Origin of the sequence: Leptobacterium flavescens (genome assembly GCF_010671605.1) — a bacterium.
GTDB lineage: Bacteria > Bacteroidota > Bacteroidia > Flavobacteriales > Flavobacteriaceae > Leptobacterium > Leptobacterium flavescens.
Genome location: NZ_JAABOO010000001.1, coordinates 467,102 through 487,432 on the forward strand (window position 1 = coordinate 467,102; position 20,331 = coordinate 487,432).

At 40.9% G+C, this 20,331-nt stretch carries 17 protein-coding genes; 7 read left to right on the forward strand and 10 right to left on the reverse strand.

Annotated features, from left to right (window positions below):
• Window positions 1-10 precede the first annotated feature (10 nt).
• Window positions 11-523: a DinB family protein gene (locus tag GWK08_RS02140; protein WP_163605262.1), complete on the forward strand. Its 513-nt coding sequence runs from the start codon at window positions 11-13 to the stop codon at window positions 521-523.
• An 86-nt stretch (window positions 524-609) separates the two neighbouring features.
• Window positions 610-1,206, forward strand: a complete 597-nt coding sequence (locus GWK08_RS02145) for a YdeI/OmpD-associated family protein (RefSeq protein WP_163605263.1) — start codon at window positions 610-612, stop codon at window positions 1,204-1,206.
• A 67-nt stretch (window positions 1,207-1,273) separates the two neighbouring features.
• Here the strand turns inward: GWK08_RS02145 and yajC are convergent, their stop codons facing one another.
• From yajC to GWK08_RS02165, 4 genes are all read right to left on the reverse strand, one after another.
• A complete protein-coding gene (gene yajC / locus GWK08_RS02150) occupies window positions 1,274-1,567 on the reverse strand; it encodes a preprotein translocase subunit YajC (RefSeq protein WP_163605264.1) in 294 nt (97 codons plus the stop codon).
• Between the two features lie 6 nt (window positions 1,568-1,573).
• Complete coding sequence (locus tag GWK08_RS02155) at window positions 1,574-2,056, reverse strand: DUF1573 domain-containing protein (protein WP_163605265.1); 483 nt, start codon at window positions 2,054-2,056, stop codon at window positions 1,574-1,576.
• Between the two features lie 42 nt (window positions 2,057-2,098).
• Complete coding sequence (gene nusB, locus GWK08_RS02160) at window positions 2,099-3,043, reverse strand: transcription antitermination factor NusB (RefSeq protein ID WP_204335984.1); 945 nt, start codon at window positions 3,041-3,043, stop codon at window positions 2,099-2,101.
• A 75-nt stretch (window positions 3,044-3,118) separates the two neighbouring features.
• Window positions 3,119-4,222, reverse strand: coding sequence for a Glu/Leu/Phe/Val family dehydrogenase (locus GWK08_RS02165; protein WP_163605266.1), 1,104 nt, complete (start codon window positions 4,220-4,222; stop codon window positions 3,119-3,121).
• Window positions 4,223-4,364: 142 nt separating this feature from the next.
• Here GWK08_RS02165 and GWK08_RS02170 point away from each other — a divergent pair, with 142 nt between their 5' ends.
• From GWK08_RS02170 to GWK08_RS02185, 4 genes are all read left to right on the forward strand, one after another.
• A complete protein-coding gene (locus GWK08_RS02170) occupies window positions 4,365-6,122 on the forward strand; it encodes an ABC transporter ATP-binding protein (RefSeq protein WP_163605267.1) in 1,758 nt (585 codons plus the stop codon).
• A gap of 81 nt (window positions 6,123-6,203) precedes the next feature.
• Window positions 6,204-6,581 carry a PUR family DNA/RNA-binding protein gene (locus tag GWK08_RS02175; RefSeq protein ID WP_163605268.1) on the forward strand — a complete coding sequence of 126 codons (378 nt, stop codon included), beginning with the start codon at window positions 6,204-6,206 and terminating at the stop codon, window positions 6,579-6,581.
• A gap of 90 nt (window positions 6,582-6,671) precedes the next feature.
• Complete coding sequence (locus GWK08_RS02180) at window positions 6,672-9,191, forward strand: M14 family metallopeptidase (RefSeq protein ID WP_163605269.1); 2,520 nt, start codon at window positions 6,672-6,674, stop codon at window positions 9,189-9,191.
• A gap of 57 nt (window positions 9,192-9,248) precedes the next feature.
• On the forward strand, window positions 9,249-9,788 hold the full coding sequence (locus tag GWK08_RS02185) for a hypothetical protein (protein WP_163605270.1): 540 nt from the start codon (window positions 9,249-9,251) through the stop codon (window positions 9,786-9,788).
• A gap of 31 nt (window positions 9,789-9,819) precedes the next feature.
• On the opposite strand, the gene GWK08_RS02190 is transcribed toward GWK08_RS02185, so the two are convergent.
• From GWK08_RS02190 to bshC, 6 genes are all read right to left on the reverse strand, one after another.
• Window positions 9,820-10,350, reverse strand: a complete 531-nt coding sequence (locus GWK08_RS02190) for a DUF922 domain-containing protein (protein WP_163605271.1) — start codon at window positions 10,348-10,350, stop codon at window positions 9,820-9,822.
• Window positions 10,351-10,752, reverse strand: a complete 402-nt coding sequence (locus tag GWK08_RS02195) for an OsmC family protein (RefSeq protein ID WP_163605272.1) — start codon at window positions 10,750-10,752, stop codon at window positions 10,351-10,353. It abuts the gene before it with no gap.
• Window positions 10,730-12,694 carry a LysM peptidoglycan-binding domain-containing protein gene (locus GWK08_RS02200; protein ID WP_163605273.1) on the reverse strand — a complete coding sequence of 655 codons (1,965 nt, stop codon included), beginning with the start codon at window positions 12,692-12,694 and terminating at the stop codon, window positions 10,730-10,732. The genes GWK08_RS02195 and GWK08_RS02200 overlap by 23 nt, the downstream gene beginning before the upstream one ends.
• A gap of 10 nt (window positions 12,695-12,704) precedes the next feature.
• A complete protein-coding gene (guaA, locus tag GWK08_RS02205) occupies window positions 12,705-14,234 on the reverse strand; it encodes a glutamine-hydrolyzing GMP synthase (protein ID WP_163605274.1) in 1,530 nt (509 codons plus the stop codon).
• A gap of 101 nt (window positions 14,235-14,335) precedes the next feature.
• Entirely contained in the window at window positions 14,336-15,709 is a 1,374-nt protein-coding gene (locus GWK08_RS02210) for a pyridoxal phosphate-dependent decarboxylase family protein (protein ID WP_163605275.1), read from the reverse strand.
• A 138-nt stretch (window positions 15,710-15,847) separates the two neighbouring features.
• Window positions 15,848-17,443: a bacillithiol biosynthesis cysteine-adding enzyme BshC gene (gene bshC, locus GWK08_RS02215; RefSeq protein ID WP_163605276.1), complete on the reverse strand. Its 1,596-nt coding sequence runs from the start codon at window positions 17,441-17,443 to the stop codon at window positions 15,848-15,850.
• Window positions 17,444-17,678: 235 nt separating this feature from the next.
• Between bshC and GWK08_RS02220 the strand changes: the two genes are divergently transcribed.
• Window positions 17,679-20,135, forward strand: coding sequence for a M14 family metallopeptidase (locus tag GWK08_RS02220; RefSeq protein ID WP_163605277.1), 2,457 nt, complete (start codon window positions 17,679-17,681; stop codon window positions 20,133-20,135).
• The last annotated feature ends 196 nt before the right edge of the window (window positions 20,136-20,331 follow it).

Below are 20,331 nucleotides of genomic sequence, written 5' to 3' on the forward strand. Positions count from 1 at the left end.
TTAGTGACGCATGAACGATATAATCATCTTTCAGCTTCAGCGAAACCTCGGTGTTTTCCAGAAGCTTCTTCAGGACATTTCAGATATCGATATTTGTACGTGGAAACCGCATAAGGATAAGTGGTGCCTGCTCGAAGTGCTTTGTCATTTATATGATGAAGAAAGGGAGGATTTCAGGTTCCGTATTAAATGGGTATTGGAAAAACCCGGTGTAGTTCCACCGCCTTTTGATCCGACTGTTTGGGTAAAGGAAAGGAACTATATGGGCCAGGATTACAGGCAAATGCTGAAGAAGTTCCTGCAGGAAAGAGAAGAGTCGGTAAAATGGCTTAAATCCCTGGAAAACGCAAACTGGCAGAATTCTTATGAGCATCCTACCAAAGGGAAGATAACAGCTCGTTATTATCTGGTTAACTGGTTATCTCACGACTATCTTCATATGCGTCAGATCATCAAACTCAAGTATGATTACATCAAAGAAATAACAGGTGAAAACCTGGATTATGCTGGAAGCCTTAACTAAAAGAAGCCCCTCTCCTATCTTGTTTCTTTCTTTATTTCACGGCGGGAATTCCTTATTTTAGCTATTCCATCCCAAAAAATTAAATAATGAAGTCTTTTAAAACCGTAGATGATTTTATTTCCGGGCAGGAAAAATGGAAGGATGAACTGGTATATCTCAGGGAATTGTTTCTAAACACAGAGCTCGAGGAAACCGTTAAATGGGGATTCCCGGTTTATACCATCAACAATAAAAATGTAATAGGTCTTGGGAGTTTTAAGTCCTATTTCGGGGTATGGTTCTTTCAGGGAGCTTTACTTCAGGATAAAAAGAAGGTACTTATAAATGCCCAGGAAGGCAAAACGGTAGCGATGCGCCAATGGAGGTTTGATTCCAGGGAAGAAGTTGATGAACCATCATTAATGTCCTATATAGCCGAGGCTATTGCCAATCAGAAGGCAGGAAGGGAAATAAAACCTGAAAAAAAGAAGCCTTTACTCATTCCCGATCACCTTCAACAGGCTTTTGATAAAGACCTTTCCTTAAAACAGTCTTTTGAAGTATTAAACCTCACCAAAAAAAGGGAATACGCAGAATATATAGAAACCGCAAAACAGGAAAGCACCAAGGTAAAACGCCTGGAAAAGATCATTCCCATGATCAGTGAAGGGATCGGATTAAACGATAAATACAGGAAGAGCTAATATATTTTAGATTAATAAAAAAGCCCTGACAATATTGCCAGGGCTTTTTTTATGAATATTGCTATTCTTATTTTTTAGCAGGCGCCGGAGCGTTTAATTTTAGAGAGATATCCATTGAAATGGCCGAGCGTTCAAATTTGATCTTTCCCGCCATGGTCTCAATAACACAGGTATTGTCTTTGTCATTTAATTCAATAACCTTCCCGTGCATCCCACTTTTGGTAACTACCCTATCTCCTTTTTTTAATTCTGCCGCAAATTTCTTTTCCTGTTTCTGTTTCTTTATTTGAGGTCTTATCATAAAAAAGTAAAAAACCACAAATATGAGTAAAAAAGGAGCAAATTGGTTAAGTGCTTCCATTAACTATTATTTGGTTTGTGAAGTTATGGGTGAGATATTATCTTTCCCGTTTACAAATGCTTTAATTCTTATTAATTCACTTCCTTTTGCAGTATTGGCCGTAACGGTAACAGTTTTTGTCACCTGGTTCTTTCCGGAACCATTATACTTTACCAAAAGCTCACCTGACTCTCCCGGAGCAATAGGTGTATTTCTCGGATACTGTGGAATTGTACATCCGCAGGAGCTGGTTGCATTGGTAATAATTAAGGGCGCATTTCCTGTATTAGTGAATTTAAAAACCTTTTCAACCTGAGTTCCCTGTTCGATAGAACCGAAGTCATATTCGGTAAACTCAAAGGTCATTTCCGCAACATTTTTCGCAGCTTCATCTCTCTGAGCGGCTACCTCAACATTTTCGGATTTAATTTTGCTGCTGGCATCGTTGTTCTTGCACGATACGAATGCCGTAGTTGCAGCGATTCCTAAAATCAAAAAAATTTTTTTCATTATTCAATCATTTTATTTTGGCTAAAAATACTAATTATTTTCTTACATCAGCCCTCTTCCGCTTTTATTTAACGAATTATTGGTCGTGTAATCTTTGACCAGTTTATCCAGAACACCATTGATAAAGATGCTACTTTTTGGGGTTGAATATTCTTTTGCTATTTCCAGGTATTCATTAATGGTAACCTTAACGGGAATGGACGGGAACTTATGAAATTCGCAAATGGCCATTTTCAGCAGAATAGAATCTATTTCGGTAATTCTCTCCGCATCCCAGTTAGGGGTCTTTCCGATAATTTCCTCCTGAAACTTTTCATCATTCAGAATGGTCTTCCTGAAAAGGTTTCTGGAAAACTCCTTATCGTCCATATCCTTGAACAATTTAGGCGTAAAGTAGTTTTCCGGCGGTTCGGGTTTAAGCTTTTTAAATATCTTCAGGATAAGTGTATTAACCAGGGGCAGATCGTCTACCCAGGTTAGCCTGTTATCTTCTATATATTCGTAAAGTTTATCATTAGGAGCTATGATGGTCTTAAAGATCTCAATAATAAGATCCTTGTCCTCCGCAAAAGAACTCTTCTCTGTTTTCATATACTCCTCATACACGGGGCTCTCCAGGATCTCTTTGTAAATAAGTTTTACATAGTCTTCTTCCAGATCCCAATCGGTTAGTCTGCGTTCTTTGGTGATATTTTGTAAAAGTGTGTTTTCCTTTAAATACTGAAGGATCTCGTTATTGATAAACTTTTTATTCGGGTTCTTCTCTGCTTCCGTAGCCAGGTATTTTTTCTGGGAAATAAGAAGTTGGTCTTCGGCCAGTTTCTGAACAGCTATAATGAGATTAAGAAGGGTAACGTATAAATTATACATATTCTCCATGCTTACCGTAAGGAATTTTTCCTCCTTCTGCATATCTGTATTTTTCGATTGGATCAATGCATAAATAGATTGCATTACCTTAACCCTGATATGTCTTCGTGTTAACATATTTAAAGAACTTATAAAATGAAGGCGAAAGAATTTCTTTCGCCCCGCAAAAATAATATTATTTTGGAAAATCGGTTATTTTTCCTGCTCTAATTTTCTGGCGTCAATACGTCCCTGAGCAATACTTAAAGCCGATTCATGAGTCGTACAGTTTTTAGCATCCGAGTGCTCGAAGATCTCAAGAGTCGTATTGTAGATATTCTCGGTCTTTCTCACGATCTCTGCTTTTCCGTAACCTTCCAGTTCTGCATATACGTTGATGATACCTCCGGCATTGATCAGGAAGTCAGGAGCATATACAATACCTCTCTTCTTCAGTAATTCTCCGTGTTTTTTCTCATCGGCCAACTGATTGTTAGCAGCACCTGCAACGATCTTGGCATTTAGTTTCTCGATAGTACCATCGTTAATCGTAGCTCCCAGGGCACAAGGTGCATATACATCTACATCTGCGCTGTAAAGGTCATCTCCGCTAAAAACAGTAGCCCCGTATTTCTTGCTCACTTCTGCCAGACGGTTTTCATTGATATCTGCGATCAGTACTTCAGCTCCTTCATTTCTAAGGTGTTCTACCAAAGATTCACCAACGTGACCGATTCCCTGTACCAATACTTTTCTGCCTTCCAGATGATCTGTTCCGAATTTGTACTTGGCTGCAGCTTTCATTCCCATAAACACCCCGTAAGCCGTTATAGGAGATGGGTTTCCTGCTCCACCTTTCTCTTCTGAGATCCCGGTAACATAAGGAGTGATCTCACGTACAAGATCCATATCCGATGTCTCCATTCCCACATCTTCTGCAGTAATGTATTTTCCGCTAAGAGAATGAACAAACTCAGCAAATTTCTTCATCAGCTCCGGAGTCTTCTGAGTTTTGGCATCACCGATAATAACCGCTTTACCACCGCCCAGGTTAAGTCCTGTAATAGCCGATTTAAAAGTCATTCCCCTGGAGAGTCGCAATACGTCATTTAACGCTTCCCATTCATTGTTATACTGCCACATTCTGGTACCTCCAAGTGCAGGTCCTAAAACTGTGTTATGTATTCCGATTATTGCTTTTAATCCTGTATCTTTGTCGTTGCAAAAAACGATTTGCTCATGATTGTCAAAAGAAAGTTGACCAAAAACTGGGTCAACTTTTTTGAGTTCATTAAAAGGAAGAACCTCTGATATCATTTATATAAAATTAAATTTAAAGACTATATTTTTTATTATTATGATAAAAAATCTGGGCAAATTTAAAAGAATATTCAATTTGAAACAAAAGATACCTAGTCAAATTGTGAAATATTTAATATTCAGCGAATAAAGAAAGAACATGAAAGAATTAAAACATCTCAATAAATATTTCATAAAATACAGGTACAGGCTGCTGATAGGGATCGTCATTACCATTATTGCCAGGGTATTTTCCCTTGTAATCCCCCCATATGTTAAAAATTCACTGGCAGCAGTAGAGGAATACCTTAAAAATCCGGAAAACGACCCTTCCATCGTGAGGGGGCAGCTCGTAGAATACATCCTTATCATTATTGCAGCGGCACTCTTATCCGGTTTCTTCACCTTCCTTATGCGACAGACCATCATTAATGTGTCCAGGTATATAGAATTCGATCTTAAGAATGAGGTTTTCAGGCAATACGAACGCCTTTCTCTCAATTTCTATAAAAAGAACAGAACAGGAGACCTGATGAACAGGATAAGTGAAGATGTGGGGCAGGTTAGAATGTATGCAGGACCAGCAATTATGTACAGTATCCAGACCATTACCCTTTTTGTCTGTGTAATCCCGCTGATGTTCTATTCGTCATCCAAAATGGCCATGTACACCCTTATCCCCTTACCTATCCTCTCTTACCTTATCTATACCATAAGTAAGATCATTCATAAAAGAAGTACGATCGTTCAGGAATACCTGTCAAAGCTCTCTACTTTTACCCAGGAGTCTTTTTCGGGAATCTCGGTGATCAAGGCCTACGGGATAGAAAACCGGATCAATGCGGAGCTGGAAGAAATAGCCAATGACGGAAAGAATAAAAGCATGAACCTGGTAAAGGTAAATGCCTGGTTTTTCCCTATGATGATCCTCCTTATCGGGGTCAGTAATCTGTTTGTGATCTATATCGGTGGGCGTCAATACATCAATAACGAGATCGATTCAATCGGGGTTATTGCCGAGTTTATTATTTATGTAAATATGCTTACCTGGCCGGTAGCGACCGTAGGTTGGGTGACCTCTATCGTTCAGCGGGCAGAAGCTTCCCAGAAGAGGATCAATGAATTCCTGAAAGAAGTTCCTCAAATCAGGAATAACAGAAAGGAAGCCTCGGAGATAGGCGGGAATATCGAGTTCAGGAATGTATCTTTCACTTATGAAGATACCAATATAGAAGCACTGAAAAATGTATCCTTTCTTGCCAATAAAGGAGAAACCTTAGCTATTATCGGGAAGACCGGTTCCGGAAAATCTACGGTGCTGGACCTGGTTGGACGCCTGTACGATGTAAGTCAGGGTTCTATTTTAATTGACGGGGTAGCTATCGATCAACTCAATTTATACAACTTGCGAAATGCCATCGGTGCTGTTCCTCAGGATGCTTTCCTGTTTTCAGACAGTATCCGGAACAATATTAAATTCGGGAAAGAAGACGCAACGGATGAGGAGATCATTGAAGTGGCTAAAAAAGCAGCGGTCCATAAAAACATTATGGATTTCAATAAAGAGTACGATACGGTTCTTGGAGAAAGAGGGATCACCCTGAGTGGAGGGCAGAAACAACGTATCTCCATAGCAAGGGCACTGATCAAAGATCCGGAAATATTCCTGTTTGACGATTGTCTTTCCGCAGTTGATACCGAGACCGAAGAAGAGATCCTTAACAATCTTCAGAAAGCCGCTAACAGCAAAACAACTATCATTGTAAGTCATCGGATTTCTTCGGCAAAAAATGCTGATAAAATCTTAGTTTTAGATGAAGGAAAGATTGTACAACAAGGCACTCATAATCAACTTATAACCCAGGAAGGCTATTATAAAGAGCTCTATTTAAATCAGCTTTCGGAAAAAGAAATGTAGAAAATAGTTGTTTCATTAGGATTTTTTTCACATTTTTGGTTGTGAAAAAGAAATCAACTAAAACTTTAAGTAAGAGGGATTATGAGCGATAAAGAATTGTTAGAGAAAGATGAAATTTTCTCTAAAGTCCTGAGAGCCGGTAGAAGAACGTACTTTTTTGATGTAAGAGCTACCAAGGCGGGAGATTATTATCTAACTATCACGGAAAGTAAAAAATTCACTCATGATGATGGTTCTTTCCATTATAAAAAACATAAAATTTATCTTTATAAAGAAGATTTTAATGCGTTTAAGGATATTCTCGGAGAAATGACCGAATATATCATTAATCAGAAGGGTGAAGAGGTTATTTCTGAACGTCATCAAAAAGATTTTAAAAAGGAACACGTATCGGGTTCTGAAAACGGAGAGCATAAGTCCTCCGATAGTTTTACCGATATCAGTTTTGACGATATATAACACCGTCATCAAAATTTCTTAAAAAAATATGAGGCCGCTTCTTAAATGAAGCGGTTTTTTTATATTTACATTTCAACTAAATTCCTTGTAATGAAAAAAATTATCTCCTTTTTTTTGCTGTTGTTTGTAGGTTTCTCACAAGCGCAGCAAAAAGCAGATCTTTCCTATTATTTACCACAAAATATCAGTTATAACCCATCTATCCCGACGCCTAAATCTGTTATAGGCCATGAAGTCGGAGAATGGCACGTTACACATGACAAGCTGGTAGAATATATGAAAGCCGTTGCTAATGCTTCAGATCGTATTAGCCTGGAAAACCGCGGAAGCACTTTTGAAGGAAGACCTATTCTTCTGCTTACGGTTACCAATCCGAAGAATCATCAGCGTTTAGAAGAAATACGTCAGCAGCACATCCAGCTTACCGAAAGCGGGGCTGGTTCCTTAGATGTAAATGATATGCCTGTGGTGGTTTACCAGGGACTTTCCATTCACGGAAATGAGCCCAGTGGTGCCAATGCAGGACTGGCTCTTGCCTACTACCTGGCAGCAGCCCAGGGGCAGGAAATAGAAGAATTATTAGACAATGCTGTTATTCTTCTGGACCCTTCCCTTAACCCGGACGGGCTTCAGCGATTTGCATATTGGGCCAACACCAACAGAAGTCACAATCTGAATTCAGATAACAATGAAAGAGAATACCATGAGGTATGGCCGGGAGGAAGAACCAATCACTACTGGTTTGATATGAACAGAGACTGGTTACCGGTGCAGTTACCGGAAAGCCGGGCAAGGATCAAATCCTTTCACAAATGGTTACCGAATATCCTGACCGACCATCACGAAATGGGTACGAATTCTACTTTCTTCTTCCAGCCGGGAGAACCTGATCGTGTTCACCCTCTTACTCCTCAAATGAACCAGGAGCTAACCGCAGAAATTGCAGGTTTTCACGTAAAAGCCCTTGACAAACTGGGATCTTTATACTATTCCGGTGAGAACTTTGATGATTACTATTACGGGAAAGGATCTACTTTTCCGGATATTAACGGAAGTATCGGTATCCTTTTCGAACAGGGAAGTTCCAGAGGACATATCCAGGAGAGTGAGAACGGAACACTTACATTCCCTTTTACTATCAGGAATCAGTTTACCGCCATGCTATCTACACTGGCAGCAGCTAAGAGCTTAAGGACCAAATTACTGAGCTATCAGCGCGATTTCTATGCTGATGCAAGGAATTCCGGATCACGAAACAAAACCAAAGCCATTGTTTTCGGTGATGAAAAAGATGCTGCAAAGACCTTTCATCTGGCAGAGATACTAAAGAGACACAATATAAAGATCCACGAGGTGGCTAATGATTTCACCGCTAACGGAAAAAGATATAAAAAAGGCTATAGCTATATTGTTCCTACCAATCAAAAGAACAGCACGATCATCAATGCGATGTTCGAAAAAAGAACCACTTTTAAGGACAGTCTTTTTTACGATGTATCTGCCTGGACTTTCCCCCTGGCCTTTAACCTGGATTATGCCAATCTGAACGGTTTAAACAATGCAGGAAACGAGGTTTCGGATCTTAAAATGAAAAAGGGAAGTATTAGCGGAAAAAGCAGTTATGCTTATCTTTTCGAATGGCATGAATACTATACACCAAGAGCACTGAACAAGATACTCCAAAAAGGTATCAGAGCTAAAGTAGGCCCAACTCCTTTTAGTGTTGAAGGTAAAAAATACGATTACGGTACTATCATGGTTCCGGTACAGAATCAGAAACTAAATGCCGATGAGCTATACACTTTCCTCAGTAAAGTTGCCGAAGATAGTCATATAAATATCACAGCTGTATCTACAGGATATACCGAGGGTATTGATCTTGGAAGTAACGATTTTGAAACTGTCAGAAAACCAAAAGTGGCCATGCTGGTAGGAAGCGGGATATCTCCTTATGATGCCGGAGAGATCTGGCACTTATTCGATCAGCGTTACAATATGAAGATCACCAAGATCGATGCCAGTTATTTTAACAGTGTAGATCTTAGTAAATACAACGTTTTTATTCTTCCAAATACCTTTGGAGGAGTATCCGGAAGTGCCAAGAAGAAACTACAGGACTGGGTACGCAGCGGAGGTACGCTTATCGGATACAGGAATGCTGTAAGCTGGTTAAAGAACAACGAGTTTATAAAACTTGAATACAGGGAAAATGACCTGGTGGCTAAAAATGTAAGCTTTGAGGAGCGTCAGCGTTTCAGAGGAGCACAGGTAACCGGTGGTGCTATTTTTGAAGCTAAAACAGATCGTTCACACCCTATTAACTTCGGGTATAAGAACGATAAGATAGCTATGTTCAGAAACACCAATATTTACATAGAACCTGATAAGCAGAGCTATAACAATCCTATTACCTATACTTCCAATCCTCTGTTGAGCGGTTATATTTCGGAGGAGAACCTTGAAATTCTTAAGAACTCTGTTCCGTTCCAGGTAAGAAGAATGGGAAGAGGTCGTGTTGTTGTATTTACAGATAATACTAATTTCAGGGCATTCTGGTACGGAACGAACAAATTAATGATGAATGCTATTTTCTTCGGGCAGTTGATGTAAATGAAATAAATCAACTTTTATCCCGTTAGATTTTACAAACCATCTATTGATTAAGCTATGAAATATTTTAAACTATTAATTGTCGCATTCGTCTTTACATTCGCGGCTTGTACTTCGGATGATAACGAAGCTGATTTTGACAGCGCCAATTTACCGGGAACCTGGAATTTAAGTGGTGTAACCACGCAAAACGGAAGTGCTGTTGTTACCCAGGAGGGTGTAACGGTAACCGTAGATTTTTCGCTTAGTACGTCTAACGAGGATCTACAGGTAGTTTTTTCCGAAAACCCAAACACGGTAAGTAGCTCCGGGAGTTTTGTCCAAATACTGACCATAACTGCTTTCGGACAAACCGAAACGGAAGAAGAGCAGGTAGACGGTCTCTTCTTAGACGGTACCTGGCAACTTAACGGGAGTACACTCACCATAGACTCTGATGACAGTACGTTGGAAGAGTTCGGGACCAGTCCGAGTTTTACTGTTACACAACTAACGGAAAACAGTTTGGAAATAAGATTAAATCTGGATCAGGAGATTATGTTTAACGGAGAAACGGCACAAACCACAGGTACCGTGATCATAAACTTCACTCGATAGTAAAAAGATATATTTCGTCCACACTATGGGGCTATTGGTAATTTTCGAATTCCGATAGCTCTTTTTTTATGAGTATCCCCCATTCTCTCTGTTTAGGGTGATCTCTGGAAAAATCGGTTGCATTGTCATAAGCTCTCTGCTTTAACCGAAGAGCATCATTGACCTCTGCATAAATGGCTCTTACTTCTGCTTTAACATCTGCAGTAAAACTCCCCTCTTCTATTCTCTTCCTTAATTTACGGGCATGTAATTCGGTAATATCGAAATGAAGTTGCTCGTGGCTTAATACAATGCTATCTGACAGTTCTTTTTTATACCAGGAGCTCTGAGGATAAAAATAAGTCTTTACTTCACATTTAAGGTTTACCTTGTCTCCGGTGATCCCTGCAGAAAGTTTATAGGATATTCCTGAAGCCGTGGTGGCTGCAGCATCGGTATCGTAATCGGGATCTCCTTTAAAGTCGGCCCAGGTTAGCTTACGGTCTTCGCTCCACTCAATAAATTCTTCCTCCTTGGAACCAAGAAGGAGCAGAAATACGAGTATGATCGACCATTTTTGCATTTATCCCCATTTAAAAGAAATTACTTTTTCAATATCCGGATGTAAGCTGTGATGTACCGGACATGTATTAGCTGTATGCTCCAGGATCTTTCTTGTCTTTTCGTCTACCGACAAAGGAAAATCAAAATTAACCTCAATTTTTGAGATCCTTCTGGGATTTGCCGCCATGGTCTTGGTTACCTCGGCCATCCCTCCTTTAAGATCTATTTCGAGGTCTCTGGCTTTAATTCCCATTACCGTAAGCATACAACTTGCCAATCCTGTAGCTACCGTATCTGTGGGTGAAAATGCTTCCCCTTTACCGTTATTATCGGTAGGTGCATCCGTTATAAATTCATTATTCGATTTAAGGTGGATGCAGGTAGTACGGAGATCTCCTTTATAGGTTACTTTTGATGTCATTATCCCTGGCAATTTTTATTTCAAGTTCTTCATAATAGGCTATATACGCTGCGGTATTATAATAACCTCCGAAAAATCTTCTGGTATAATTGAATTTATTTTCTACATATTCGGTTTCGCTGATACGTTCTGCCCCGATATAAAGGTTTTTGTTATATGCCAGGCGTAAGATCACATCCATGGTCAGGTCAAAACCTCTGATGGCATATCGGTCCGGGAAGGATCCGTATTGTCTTTCGTATTCCTTTGAGAATTCGGAATTCATAGAGGACAACCGATCGGTTGTCGGATAATGGAACCGGAGTTTGGACAAGTGAAAATTAGATACATTATCGCTGTCGAAAGCCCTGTTCTTATTGGTAGTGAACATCCTTATATCGAAGGTTTTCTCTTCCTCCTCGATCAGTCTCGTTCCGTGAGCCGAATTTAATACCGAGGTGATATTTGCTAAAAGGGAAATACTCTTAGTTTCTACTATTACCCAGTTCTCCTGGTCCTCAACCAGAACCGGGTCCAGTTCATCCAGTCTGATAAAACGATTTTCGATAGGATCGACCACCTTGGCTGTAGGATATCTGAGTAAAAGCCTTTCTTTAGTAGGCATACTCAGGGAATCCGCAATTATAATAAGGTTTTTACCTTCTACTCTCTTATCCAGGTACTTTACCATTTTCTCATATAGAACCTCATCGCTCGGAATTGTCTGAAACACATTCGGAGCCAGGTCTATATTTTTTGTAAAGGGTGCAAAAACCGGAATATTATTAGTTCTTAATCCGCGAGCCATTTCATTAAAAGGTCCGGGGAAAAACGGGCCTATCACGGCATCTGTACCTTCAAAATCGGTATTGGCAATAAGATTGGAAACCACATTTTCATTCGCTTCGCTATCATACACCTTCACATTAACTGATATTCCCAGTTGTTTGGCGGAATCCAGGGCCATTCTGGCACCTGCATAAAAATCGAGAGATCTGCTCAGCCATCGGTTTCCATTTATCTGTTCCCGTAATACGCTAACCGAATCGAGATCTACCCTATTCAGGTTGAAGGGCATGATCAGGCCAATATTGAGTACCTCATCGGTCCTTATACTGTCGATGAGTCTGAATTTTTCAACTACCAGGCCGTCCTTTACATCAAAATCCCCTTCTATTTCCTTGGGGATCTTCAGGATCATTCCAACCTTAAGACCACCGTCTTTAAGCTCTGGATTAAGTTCTTCCAATTGCTCCTGTGTAGTGCCCAATTTGAGTTTTAATCTGAAAAATCCTTCTCTCGGTAGTACCGTATAGTAATTATACAGGGTATCGATCACTACATTCTTCTCTTCCAGTTCTTTTGCCGGTACCCATATCTCCTGTCCTTCCTGAAGCATTTCGCCCAGTTCCGGGTTCAATTCTTCCAGTTCTTTTACGGTAATCCCGTGTTCATAGGCAATTCGCCATTTCCCCTGCTTGGGCTGTACAATGTATTTTGCCAGGCCTTCCGGAATACTGTCTGCCGGATTCTCAGCAACTCTGGGCGTTAAGAATTTAGGGATCCTTATCCGCTCTCCTTTTTTGAGTTCCCTGCTGTACAGTTCTTTATTAAACCTTTTTATATCTTCTATTTCGATATCGTATTTCTGGGAAATACTGAAAAGGGTTTCTTTTCTTCTTACCCGGTGCTGCTTAAAAGTCACCTCCTGTTTTGTAGTTGCCGCATTTATTATCGGCTTATTTTCTTCCAGGGAAGGAGGAATAACCAGGATGGTATTTACTTTTAACCCCCCTTTTAGTTCGGGGTTCAGCCTTAAGATATCGGCAGGTTTTATTTTGTATAGCCTGGAGATACTTTCTATGGTCTCTCCTTCCTTAACCGCATGCGTTTTAAATTGCTGCGCCATCAGGCTGGACAAGCCAAAAAAAGTAATTAAAAAGAGTAAAGCGAATTTCTTCATTTGTTATTTATTATTCCCATTCTATGGTTGCCGGGGGTTTAGAACTAATGTCATACACTACTCTATTAACGCCTTTAACCCGGTTTATTATTTCATTTGAGGTTTTTTGCAAAAATTTATAAGGTAAATTCACCCAATCTGCTGTCATCCCATCCGTACTTTCCACTGCTCTCAGCGCTACACATTTCTCATAAGTACGTTCATCACCCATTACACCTACCGAATTTACCGGTAAAAGAATAGCACCTGCCTGCCATACTTTATTATAGAGGCCAGATTCTTTAAGGCCGTTGATAAATATCGAATCTACTTCCTGTAAGATACGAACTTTATCAGGTGTGATATCTCCCAGGATCCTGATAGCAAGTCCCGGGCCGGGGAACGGGTGTCTTCCGAGTAATTCCGGATCTATTCCCATGGAAGCTCCTACTCTCCTTACCTCATCTTTAAACAACATTCGCAATGGTTCCACGATCTTCAGTTTCATATAATCCGGTAAACCCCCAACATTATGGTGACTCTTAATGGTTGCGGAAGGTCCGTTTACCGAAGTAGATTCAATAACATCCGGATAAATGGTTCCCTGTCCCAGCCATTTTGCATCCTCTATCAAATGCGACTCATCATCAAAAACATCGATAAACACATTACCTATGGCCTTTCTTTTCTTCTCAGGATCATCGATTCCCTTTAACGCATCCAAAAAGCGTGCCGAAGCATCTACGCCTTTTACGTTCAAGCCCATACCTTCGTATTGATCAAGGACGCTTTCGAATTCGTTTTTCCTCAGCAAACCATTATTTACGAAAATACAGTGAAGGTTCTTCCCGATCGCTCGATGCAACAAAACAGCAGCTACTGTAGAATCGACTCCTCCGGACAATCCCAGCACTACTTTTTCGGTTCCCACCTGCTCCTTTAGAGAAGCCACTGTCATATCTACGAAATTATCGGGTGTCCAGGATTGCGACACTCCGGCTATTTTCACTAAAAAGTTCTCCAGCAACTGTTTTCCGTCGGTACTGTGATATACTTCCGGGTGAAACTGGATAGCGTAAGTGGCCTCGCCTTCTATTTTATAAGCGGCATTTTCCACATCTCCGGTACTGGCCAGTTTAACGGCCCCCGTTGGCAGTTCCTTAATCGTATCGCTATGGCTCATCCAAACCTGGCTTCCCGTCTCTATACCTTCAAAGAACAACTCTCCATTTTCGATAAAAGACAGATTTGCTCTTCCGTATTCTCTGGTATTGGAAGGAGCCACATTCCCGCCATTAAAATGCGCCAGGTACTGCGCCCCGTAACACACTCCCAGAAGAGGGATCTTTCCTTTGATCTCCGACAGGTCGGGATGTGGTGCTTCCTCACCTCTTACTGAAAAGGGAGAGCCCGATAAGATCACTGCCTTAAAGGAAGAAACATTGTTTGGTAAATTGTTGAATGGATGAATTTCACAGTAAATATTTAACTCACGAACCCTGCGAGCAATTAATTGAGTGTACTGTGAACCGAAGTCTAAAATTAGTACGTTGTCTTGCATGCGCAAAAATACTATTTAATGCCAAAAGGAAAAATCTAAGTTTCAAATAATTTTCCCCTTTGGCATTTTTCATCTGTACCGCACGCAAAAAGCCCCGGTATCTATTCCATTGTATCCAGGATCTCCTGAATATCTTTTGTAGTAGTATCGGGATTGATAAAGCAGAAACGGGCTACTGTTTCGAACTCATCTCCTTTTTTCCATTTGGTAGGAGTTACCAGAGCAAATCCGGCTTTGTGATTTTTATAGGTCCAGTTTTTATAATCTTCCGGTGTCCATCCTTTTCTTCTGAAAAGTACACAGGACAGGCTGGGTTCGCGTACCAGCTCTACCAGTGGATTTTCTTCTATCATCTTTCCGGCTATCAGAGCCAGCTCAATACCCCTTTCTATAGCCTCTTTATACCGATCTGTTCCGTGCATGGCCAGAGAGAACCAAAGAGGAAGCCCCCTTACCCTTCTCGTTAGCTGGATCTGGTATTCTGACGGATTGAAGCCTCTGGCGCCTTCATCTTTAAAAATATCCAGGTAGGATCCCTCCTGAGCATGAGCATTTCTGGCCAGTTCGGGATTTCGGTAAATAACCGCACCGCAATCATAGGGTGAGAACAACCATTTATGCGGGTCTATGGTTACACTGTCTGATCTTTCAATTCCGTTAAACATGTGTCTTACCGAATCGGCAGCCAATGCACCACCTCCGTAAGCCGCATCGACATGAAACCACACTTCTTCTTTATTACAGGAACTAGCAATACCGTCGAGGTCGTCTACGATCCCTGCATTGGTAGTTCCACCGGTGGCAACCACTGCAAACAACCTTTTACGCTGATGAGGATCCAGGCCATCGATCGTATTTTGCAGTTCTTCGCCTGTTAAACGATCTTCCGAGTTGATCAGAAGTACATCAACATCTATTACCTTAGCCATTGCCTTAATAGAGGAATGCGCCCCTATTGAGGTGATCATAAGACCTTTTTCTCCCTGATTGCTTTCATCTTTCGAACGCCAGTGTTCTCTGGCTGTTACCATAGCAGAGAGATTGGCAGCCGTACCTCCGCTGGTAAATACTCCAAAAGCACCTTCGGGCATCTGTGTAAGTTCTACCAGCCACTTCATAGCCTCATTTTCACAAAAAATACCTCCGGCACCTTCCATCCAATACGCTCCGTGTATACTTGAAGCCGAAGTTACCAGATCGAACATTACCGCAGCCTTGGTAGGGGAAGCAGGTACAAAAGCCAGATGCCTCGGATGATCGATCGGAACGATCGCTCTCGACAGAACATCTTTAAATAGCTGAAATGCATTTTCTCCTCCGATCCCCTCGGGAGTGATAGTTTCTCCCACAATTTTTCGAAGCTCCTCTTCTTTTTTCGGAGCCCCCAGTACCGGGTTTCTGTTGGTAATTCGGTTAATGGAATATTTCATGACATCCATGGTCATTTCCACCAAATCTATATCTAAATTATGCATAGGTCTAAATTTTCCACAAAAGTACAGCCTTTGGAAAAATTTAACATACTAAATCTCAAAAGAAAAGTAGTTCGGGAAGTACATTTCCTGAATTCGGTAGCGGGCGCAAAAATGCAAAGGAATGCTTACCGTTTGTTTTTATATTTCAAGAATAAGGAATTCTCCTTTTAGCGGGTCTAAGGTATCTAAGAGTACAGAGATCAATTCTTTGCCATGTTCCAGATAAAGCTCTGAGAAATTGAGGTTCCTTTCCTGAAGGGATTGTCCCGGGAACAGGCTGTCCTGTATTTCAGTGATCCTGGATACATGATCTGACAGTTTTCTTTTCTGGGCCTTCAGCAATCTTTTTTCCAGATTATTTATCCCTTTCAATTGCTTTATTTCCTGCGCTTTTACTGCTCCGAAAAAGCTCTTATCTGTCTGTTCTGCCAAGTCATATAAAGCGGCAAACTGTTCTTCCAGATGCTTTTTCTGCGGAGAGAAATCGATATCTATATTCGAGATCTCCCTGACTTTCCTGTTAATAAAGGTATCCCGTTTTAAAAAGAGATTTTTATAGGAAAGGTCGAGTTTTTCCAGTTTTTCCTTTTGTTTGGAAGTCGCTACAAGAACGGAATTCCTCAGGAGTAAGGTGGGGAACGGTACATTAACGGTTTTAAAATAATCTTTAAGCTCCAGCCAGTACGCGAGCTCTCCTCCTCCTCCAATATAGCAGAGGTTGGGCAGGATGACTTCCTGATAGAGCGGACGCATCATTACATTAGGGCTAAAACGCTCCGGATGCTCATCCAGTTCCTTGAGTATTTCTTCTTTGGAAAAACTTATATCGGTATCGTTAACTCCATACTGTCCGTTCTGTTCAACAATACGCTCCCTCAATCTTTCGGAAAGATAGAAAAGGTTGATCTCTCTCGGATTTACCTGTACTTTATATCCTTTTGCACTTAGTTCTTTAGCTAGCGGTTCTATACTTGAAAAAGAAGTCTGATGTTCCAGTTCTTTCTGAACATAAGGAATAAACAATCTCTTAAGCGCACTGTCATTTCCGTCTACTATTACCAGGCCATATTCTCCGAACAAGGAATTTGCCAGAAAACGGGTAGCCTCTGTTAAATTGTCGTGCTCCAGGTAAGCTGCTTTAAACAATTCTCTTAATTCTTCGGCATTTCGTCCTCCGCCCAATTGTTTGGAAAAAAGATCAAAGACCTCTTCCAGGCCTTCATTTGACAATTCGCCAACAGCTCCTCCGGAGCTCCTGCTCCACTGGAATTTCTTTCCTTTAAAATTGAAGAAAGAGATCTCATCAAAATCGTGATCTTCGGTAGCCATCCAATAAACAGGTACAAAATTGTTTTCAGGATATGCTTCCTTTAATTTGCGGGAAAGGTTGATGGCAGATACTATTTTGTAAAGAAAATAGAGCGGACCTGTAAAAAGGTTAAGCTGATGCCCGGTAGTGACCGTAAATGTATTCTGATCATTCAGAGCACTGATATTCGCCTCTGTAGCTTCTGATATTTCTGTTTTTCTGTACTGCTTGTTTAAGGCTTCTACCAGAACTTTTCTGTTTTCGCCGGAGAAAGAAGCTCTTTTTTCTTCTATTTGTTCCTTTAAATTTTCGAGGGAAGGAAAACGATGATAAAAAGGCTGGATCTCTTCCTTTTGTTCGAGGTAATCACAAATTAAACTTGAAAAATATCCGGTTTCTCTGAACGAAATACAGTCGGTTGGCATAGTTTATAATTATTAAAAGCGTTAGGGATTGCGGTAGTTGTCTGAGCTCTCCCTGAAAAGGGAAGCGAGTACCAAAAGCCCGGTGGTTTTATTGGTCGGTAAAACCAAACGCCAAACAAAGCGGTAAAGATAAAACTCTTTCTTCTTTCAATTCCTAAAAATACGTTAAGATGTTATTTCTCCATAGGCAATAATTTAGTAGTTTTGGTACTCGTCTAATTAATATTTAAAATACATGAGGTTTAAATTTACCATCGCACTACTCTTCTTTACTGTTTTAGTTACTGCACAGCAAATCAAATCGCCTTCGGAATTTTTAGGATATGAACTGGGAACCCGTTTTACACGGCACCACCAGGTGGTTGATTATTACGAATACCTTGCGGGGGCTGCTGCTTCTATGATGAAACTGGAGTCTTACGGAAAGACCAATGAACAACGGAGATTAATGGTTGCATTTGTTTCGTCTGAAGAAAATATGCAGAAGCTGGAAGAGATCAGAGCGGCTCATTTTAATTCTGCCAAAGGGGAAGGAAATCCTTCGGTGGCAGTGGTTTGGCTGAGTTACAATGTTCATGGTAACGAGAGCGTAAGTACGGAAGCCTCTATGCAAACCATATACGAGTTGCTGACCAAAAAGAAAGACTGGCTTAAAAATACGGTGGTGATCATCGATCCCTGTATCAATCCTGACGGGCGTGACCGCTATGTGAACTGGTACAATCAGTTTGTGAATGACGCTCATAATGTAGATCCTAACAGTAAGGAACACCACGAAGGCTGGCTGAGCGGAAGATCGAATCACTATATGTTCGATCTGAACAGAGACTGGGCCTGGGCAACGCAGGTGGAGTCTCAGCAACGCCTTAAAGTTTTTAATAAATGGTTACCTCATATTCACGTAGATTTTCACGAGCAGGGAGTGGACGATCCCTATTATTTTGCTCCGGCTGCAGAACCTTTTCATGAGGTTATTACGGATTGGCAAAGGAATTTTCAGGTCACCATAGGGAAGAACCACGCCAAATACTTCGATGCGAACGGATGGTTTTATTTTACCAAGGAAGTTTTTGATCTGTTATATCCCAGTTACGGAGATACCTACCCCACTTATAACGGAGGGATAGGAATGACGTACGAACAGGGAGGTAGCGGACGTGCAGGCCTGGGGATCATTACCCGTAACGGGGATACCCTGACCTTAAAAGACAGGATAGCTCATCACCACACTACCGGTTTATCTACCGTGGAGATCTCTTCGCTGAATGCACAGAAGCTTAACGATGAATTCAAAAAATTCTATAACAACAAGAATTTTAAATACAAAAGTTATATCCTAAAAGGTGACAAAGACAAATTAAAAGCGCTAACGGATCTGCTGGACAGGCATGAAATTAAATACGGCTATGCGGGAAATACCACGGTAAGAGGATACGATTACGACAGCGGAAAGGCAGGAAGTATGAGAACCAGCTCTTCCGATCTTGTAGTGAGCACCAATCAGATGAAAGCCACGCTAGTAAAAGTACTTTTTGAACCTAAGACCAAATTAAGCGACTCGCTTACCTATGATATTACGGCCTGGTCCCTTCCATATGCCTATGGACTGAAGACCATTGCCTCTGAAAATACGGTGAGTGCTACCCCGTCGGTGTCTGACAACCTGGAATACGCACAACCAACAAATACCGATTCCTACGGTTATGTGACCAACTGGAACAGTATGAAAGATGCACGTTTCCTGGCAGAGTTGTTGAAAAATAAGATCAGGGTGCGCTACAATGAAGAGGCTTTTACGGTAAACAATAAGGCTTACGGAAGAGGAAGTCTGATCATTACCAAAGCGGATAACAAGCATGTGAAAAATTTCAGGAGCCAGCTCTTGAAGATAGCTTCCAACCACAAAAAATCGCTTGAAAATGTAGACAGTGGTTTTGTGGAAAGCGGGAAGGATTTCGGTTCGGACAGTGTAAAGATGATCCCCGACCTTAAAGTGGCCGTACTGTCGGGCGGGCCTACCTCTACCCTTAGTTTCGGGGAGATCTGGCATTTCTTTGAGAAACAACTCGGATATCCGGTTTCGGTACTGAATGAAGACTATTTTGGAAGAGTAAATCTCTCGGATTACGATGTGCTTATTCTGCCTAACGGATTTTATGGAAGCTTCCTTAATGACAACAGGATGAAATCCTTAAAAGCATGGGTTCGTGCCGGAGGAAAACTGATCGCTATTGGAAATTCGGTAAGCGGACTTAAAGGCGATAAAGGTTTTGGCATTAAGAGCAAAAAAGCGGAAAAAGACAGTACCAATCATCTGCTCTCCTATCGTGCCGGACAAAGAGAACAGGTTAAGAACTTTATTACCGGAGCTATCTTTAAAACAAAGGTCGATACTACGCATCCTCTGGCATTCGGATATGATGATACTTATTTCAGCCTGAAGCTAAGCAGTAGTACCTACGATTTCCTTGAAAGTGGCAATGTAGTATATATTGAGGAAAGCGAAGGCAAGCCGGTATCAGGGTTTGCGGGAAGCAACGCTCTCAAGCAAACATCCAAAAGCCTTATTTTCGGAAGTCAGGATTACGGCAGAGGTGCGGTTATCTATATGGTAGACAATCCGCTTTTCAGAGGTTTCTGGGAAAACGGAAAGCTCTTCTTTGCCAATGCGGTATTTATGGTGAATAATTAAGAGGAAAAAAATATACTGAAAAAGGGATCTGATGATCCCTTTTTTTATTGGTAATAATCTAATTCTGTTGCCTCTCCGAAGGAGTAAATCTCAAATCAGGATTTTTCTTCAGAAAAAAGTCAAAGCAGTTCAAAAAACAAGTGGAATATTCGTCCTATTTAACCTTTTATTAAGAAGTTTTATAACAAATCTCGGT

What these genes read in the sequence shown, in the direction of transcription:
- GWK08_RS02140 (WP_163605262.1), top strand. Translation starts at nt 11, where the DNA reads ATGAACGATATAATCATCTTTCAGCTTCAGCGAAACCTCGGTGTTTTC.
- GWK08_RS02145 (WP_163605263.1), top strand. Translation starts at nt 610, where the DNA reads ATGAAGTCTTTTAAAACCGTAGATGATTTTATTTCCGGGCAGGAAAAA.
- yajC (WP_163605264.1), bottom strand. Translation starts at nt 1,567, where the DNA reads ATGGAAGCACTTAACCAATTTGCTCCTTTTTTACTCATATTTGTGGTT.
- GWK08_RS02155 (WP_163605265.1), bottom strand. Translation starts at nt 2,056, where the DNA reads ATGAAAAAAATTTTTTTGATTTTAGGAATCGCTGCAACTACGGCATTC.
- nusB (WP_204335984.1), bottom strand. Translation starts at nt 3,043, where the DNA reads ATGTTAACACGAAGACATATCAGGGTTAAGGTAATGCAATCTATTTAT.
- GWK08_RS02165 (WP_163605266.1), bottom strand. Translation starts at nt 4,222, where the DNA reads ATGATATCAGAGGTTCTTCCTTTTAATGAACTCAAAAAAGTTGACCCA.
- GWK08_RS02170 (WP_163605267.1), top strand. Translation starts at nt 4,365, where the DNA reads ATGAAAGAATTAAAACATCTCAATAAATATTTCATAAAATACAGGTAC.
- GWK08_RS02175 (WP_163605268.1), top strand. Translation starts at nt 6,204, where the DNA reads ATGAGCGATAAAGAATTGTTAGAGAAAGATGAAATTTTCTCTAAAGTC.
- GWK08_RS02180 (WP_163605269.1), top strand. Translation starts at nt 6,672, where the DNA reads ATGAAAAAAATTATCTCCTTTTTTTTGCTGTTGTTTGTAGGTTTCTCA.
- GWK08_RS02185 (WP_163605270.1), top strand. Translation starts at nt 9,249, where the DNA reads ATGAAATATTTTAAACTATTAATTGTCGCATTCGTCTTTACATTCGCG.
- GWK08_RS02190 (WP_163605271.1), bottom strand. Translation starts at nt 10,350, where the DNA reads ATGCAAAAATGGTCGATCATACTCGTATTTCTGCTCCTTCTTGGTTCC.
- GWK08_RS02195 (WP_163605272.1), bottom strand. Translation starts at nt 10,752, where the DNA reads ATGACATCAAAAGTAACCTATAAAGGAGATCTCCGTACTACCTGCATC.
- GWK08_RS02200 (WP_163605273.1), bottom strand. Translation starts at nt 12,694, where the DNA reads ATGAAGAAATTCGCTTTACTCTTTTTAATTACTTTTTTTGGCTTGTCC.
- guaA (WP_163605274.1), bottom strand. Translation starts at nt 14,234, where the DNA reads ATGCAAGACAACGTACTAATTTTAGACTTCGGTTCACAGTACACTCAA.
- GWK08_RS02210 (WP_163605275.1), bottom strand. Translation starts at nt 15,709, where the DNA reads ATGCATAATTTAGATATAGATTTGGTGGAAATGACCATGGATGTCATG.
- bshC (WP_163605276.1), bottom strand. Translation starts at nt 17,443, where the DNA reads ATGCCAACCGACTGTATTTCGTTCAGAGAAACCGGATATTTTTCAAGT.
- GWK08_RS02220 (WP_163605277.1), top strand. Translation starts at nt 17,679, where the DNA reads ATGAGGTTTAAATTTACCATCGCACTACTCTTCTTTACTGTTTTAGTT.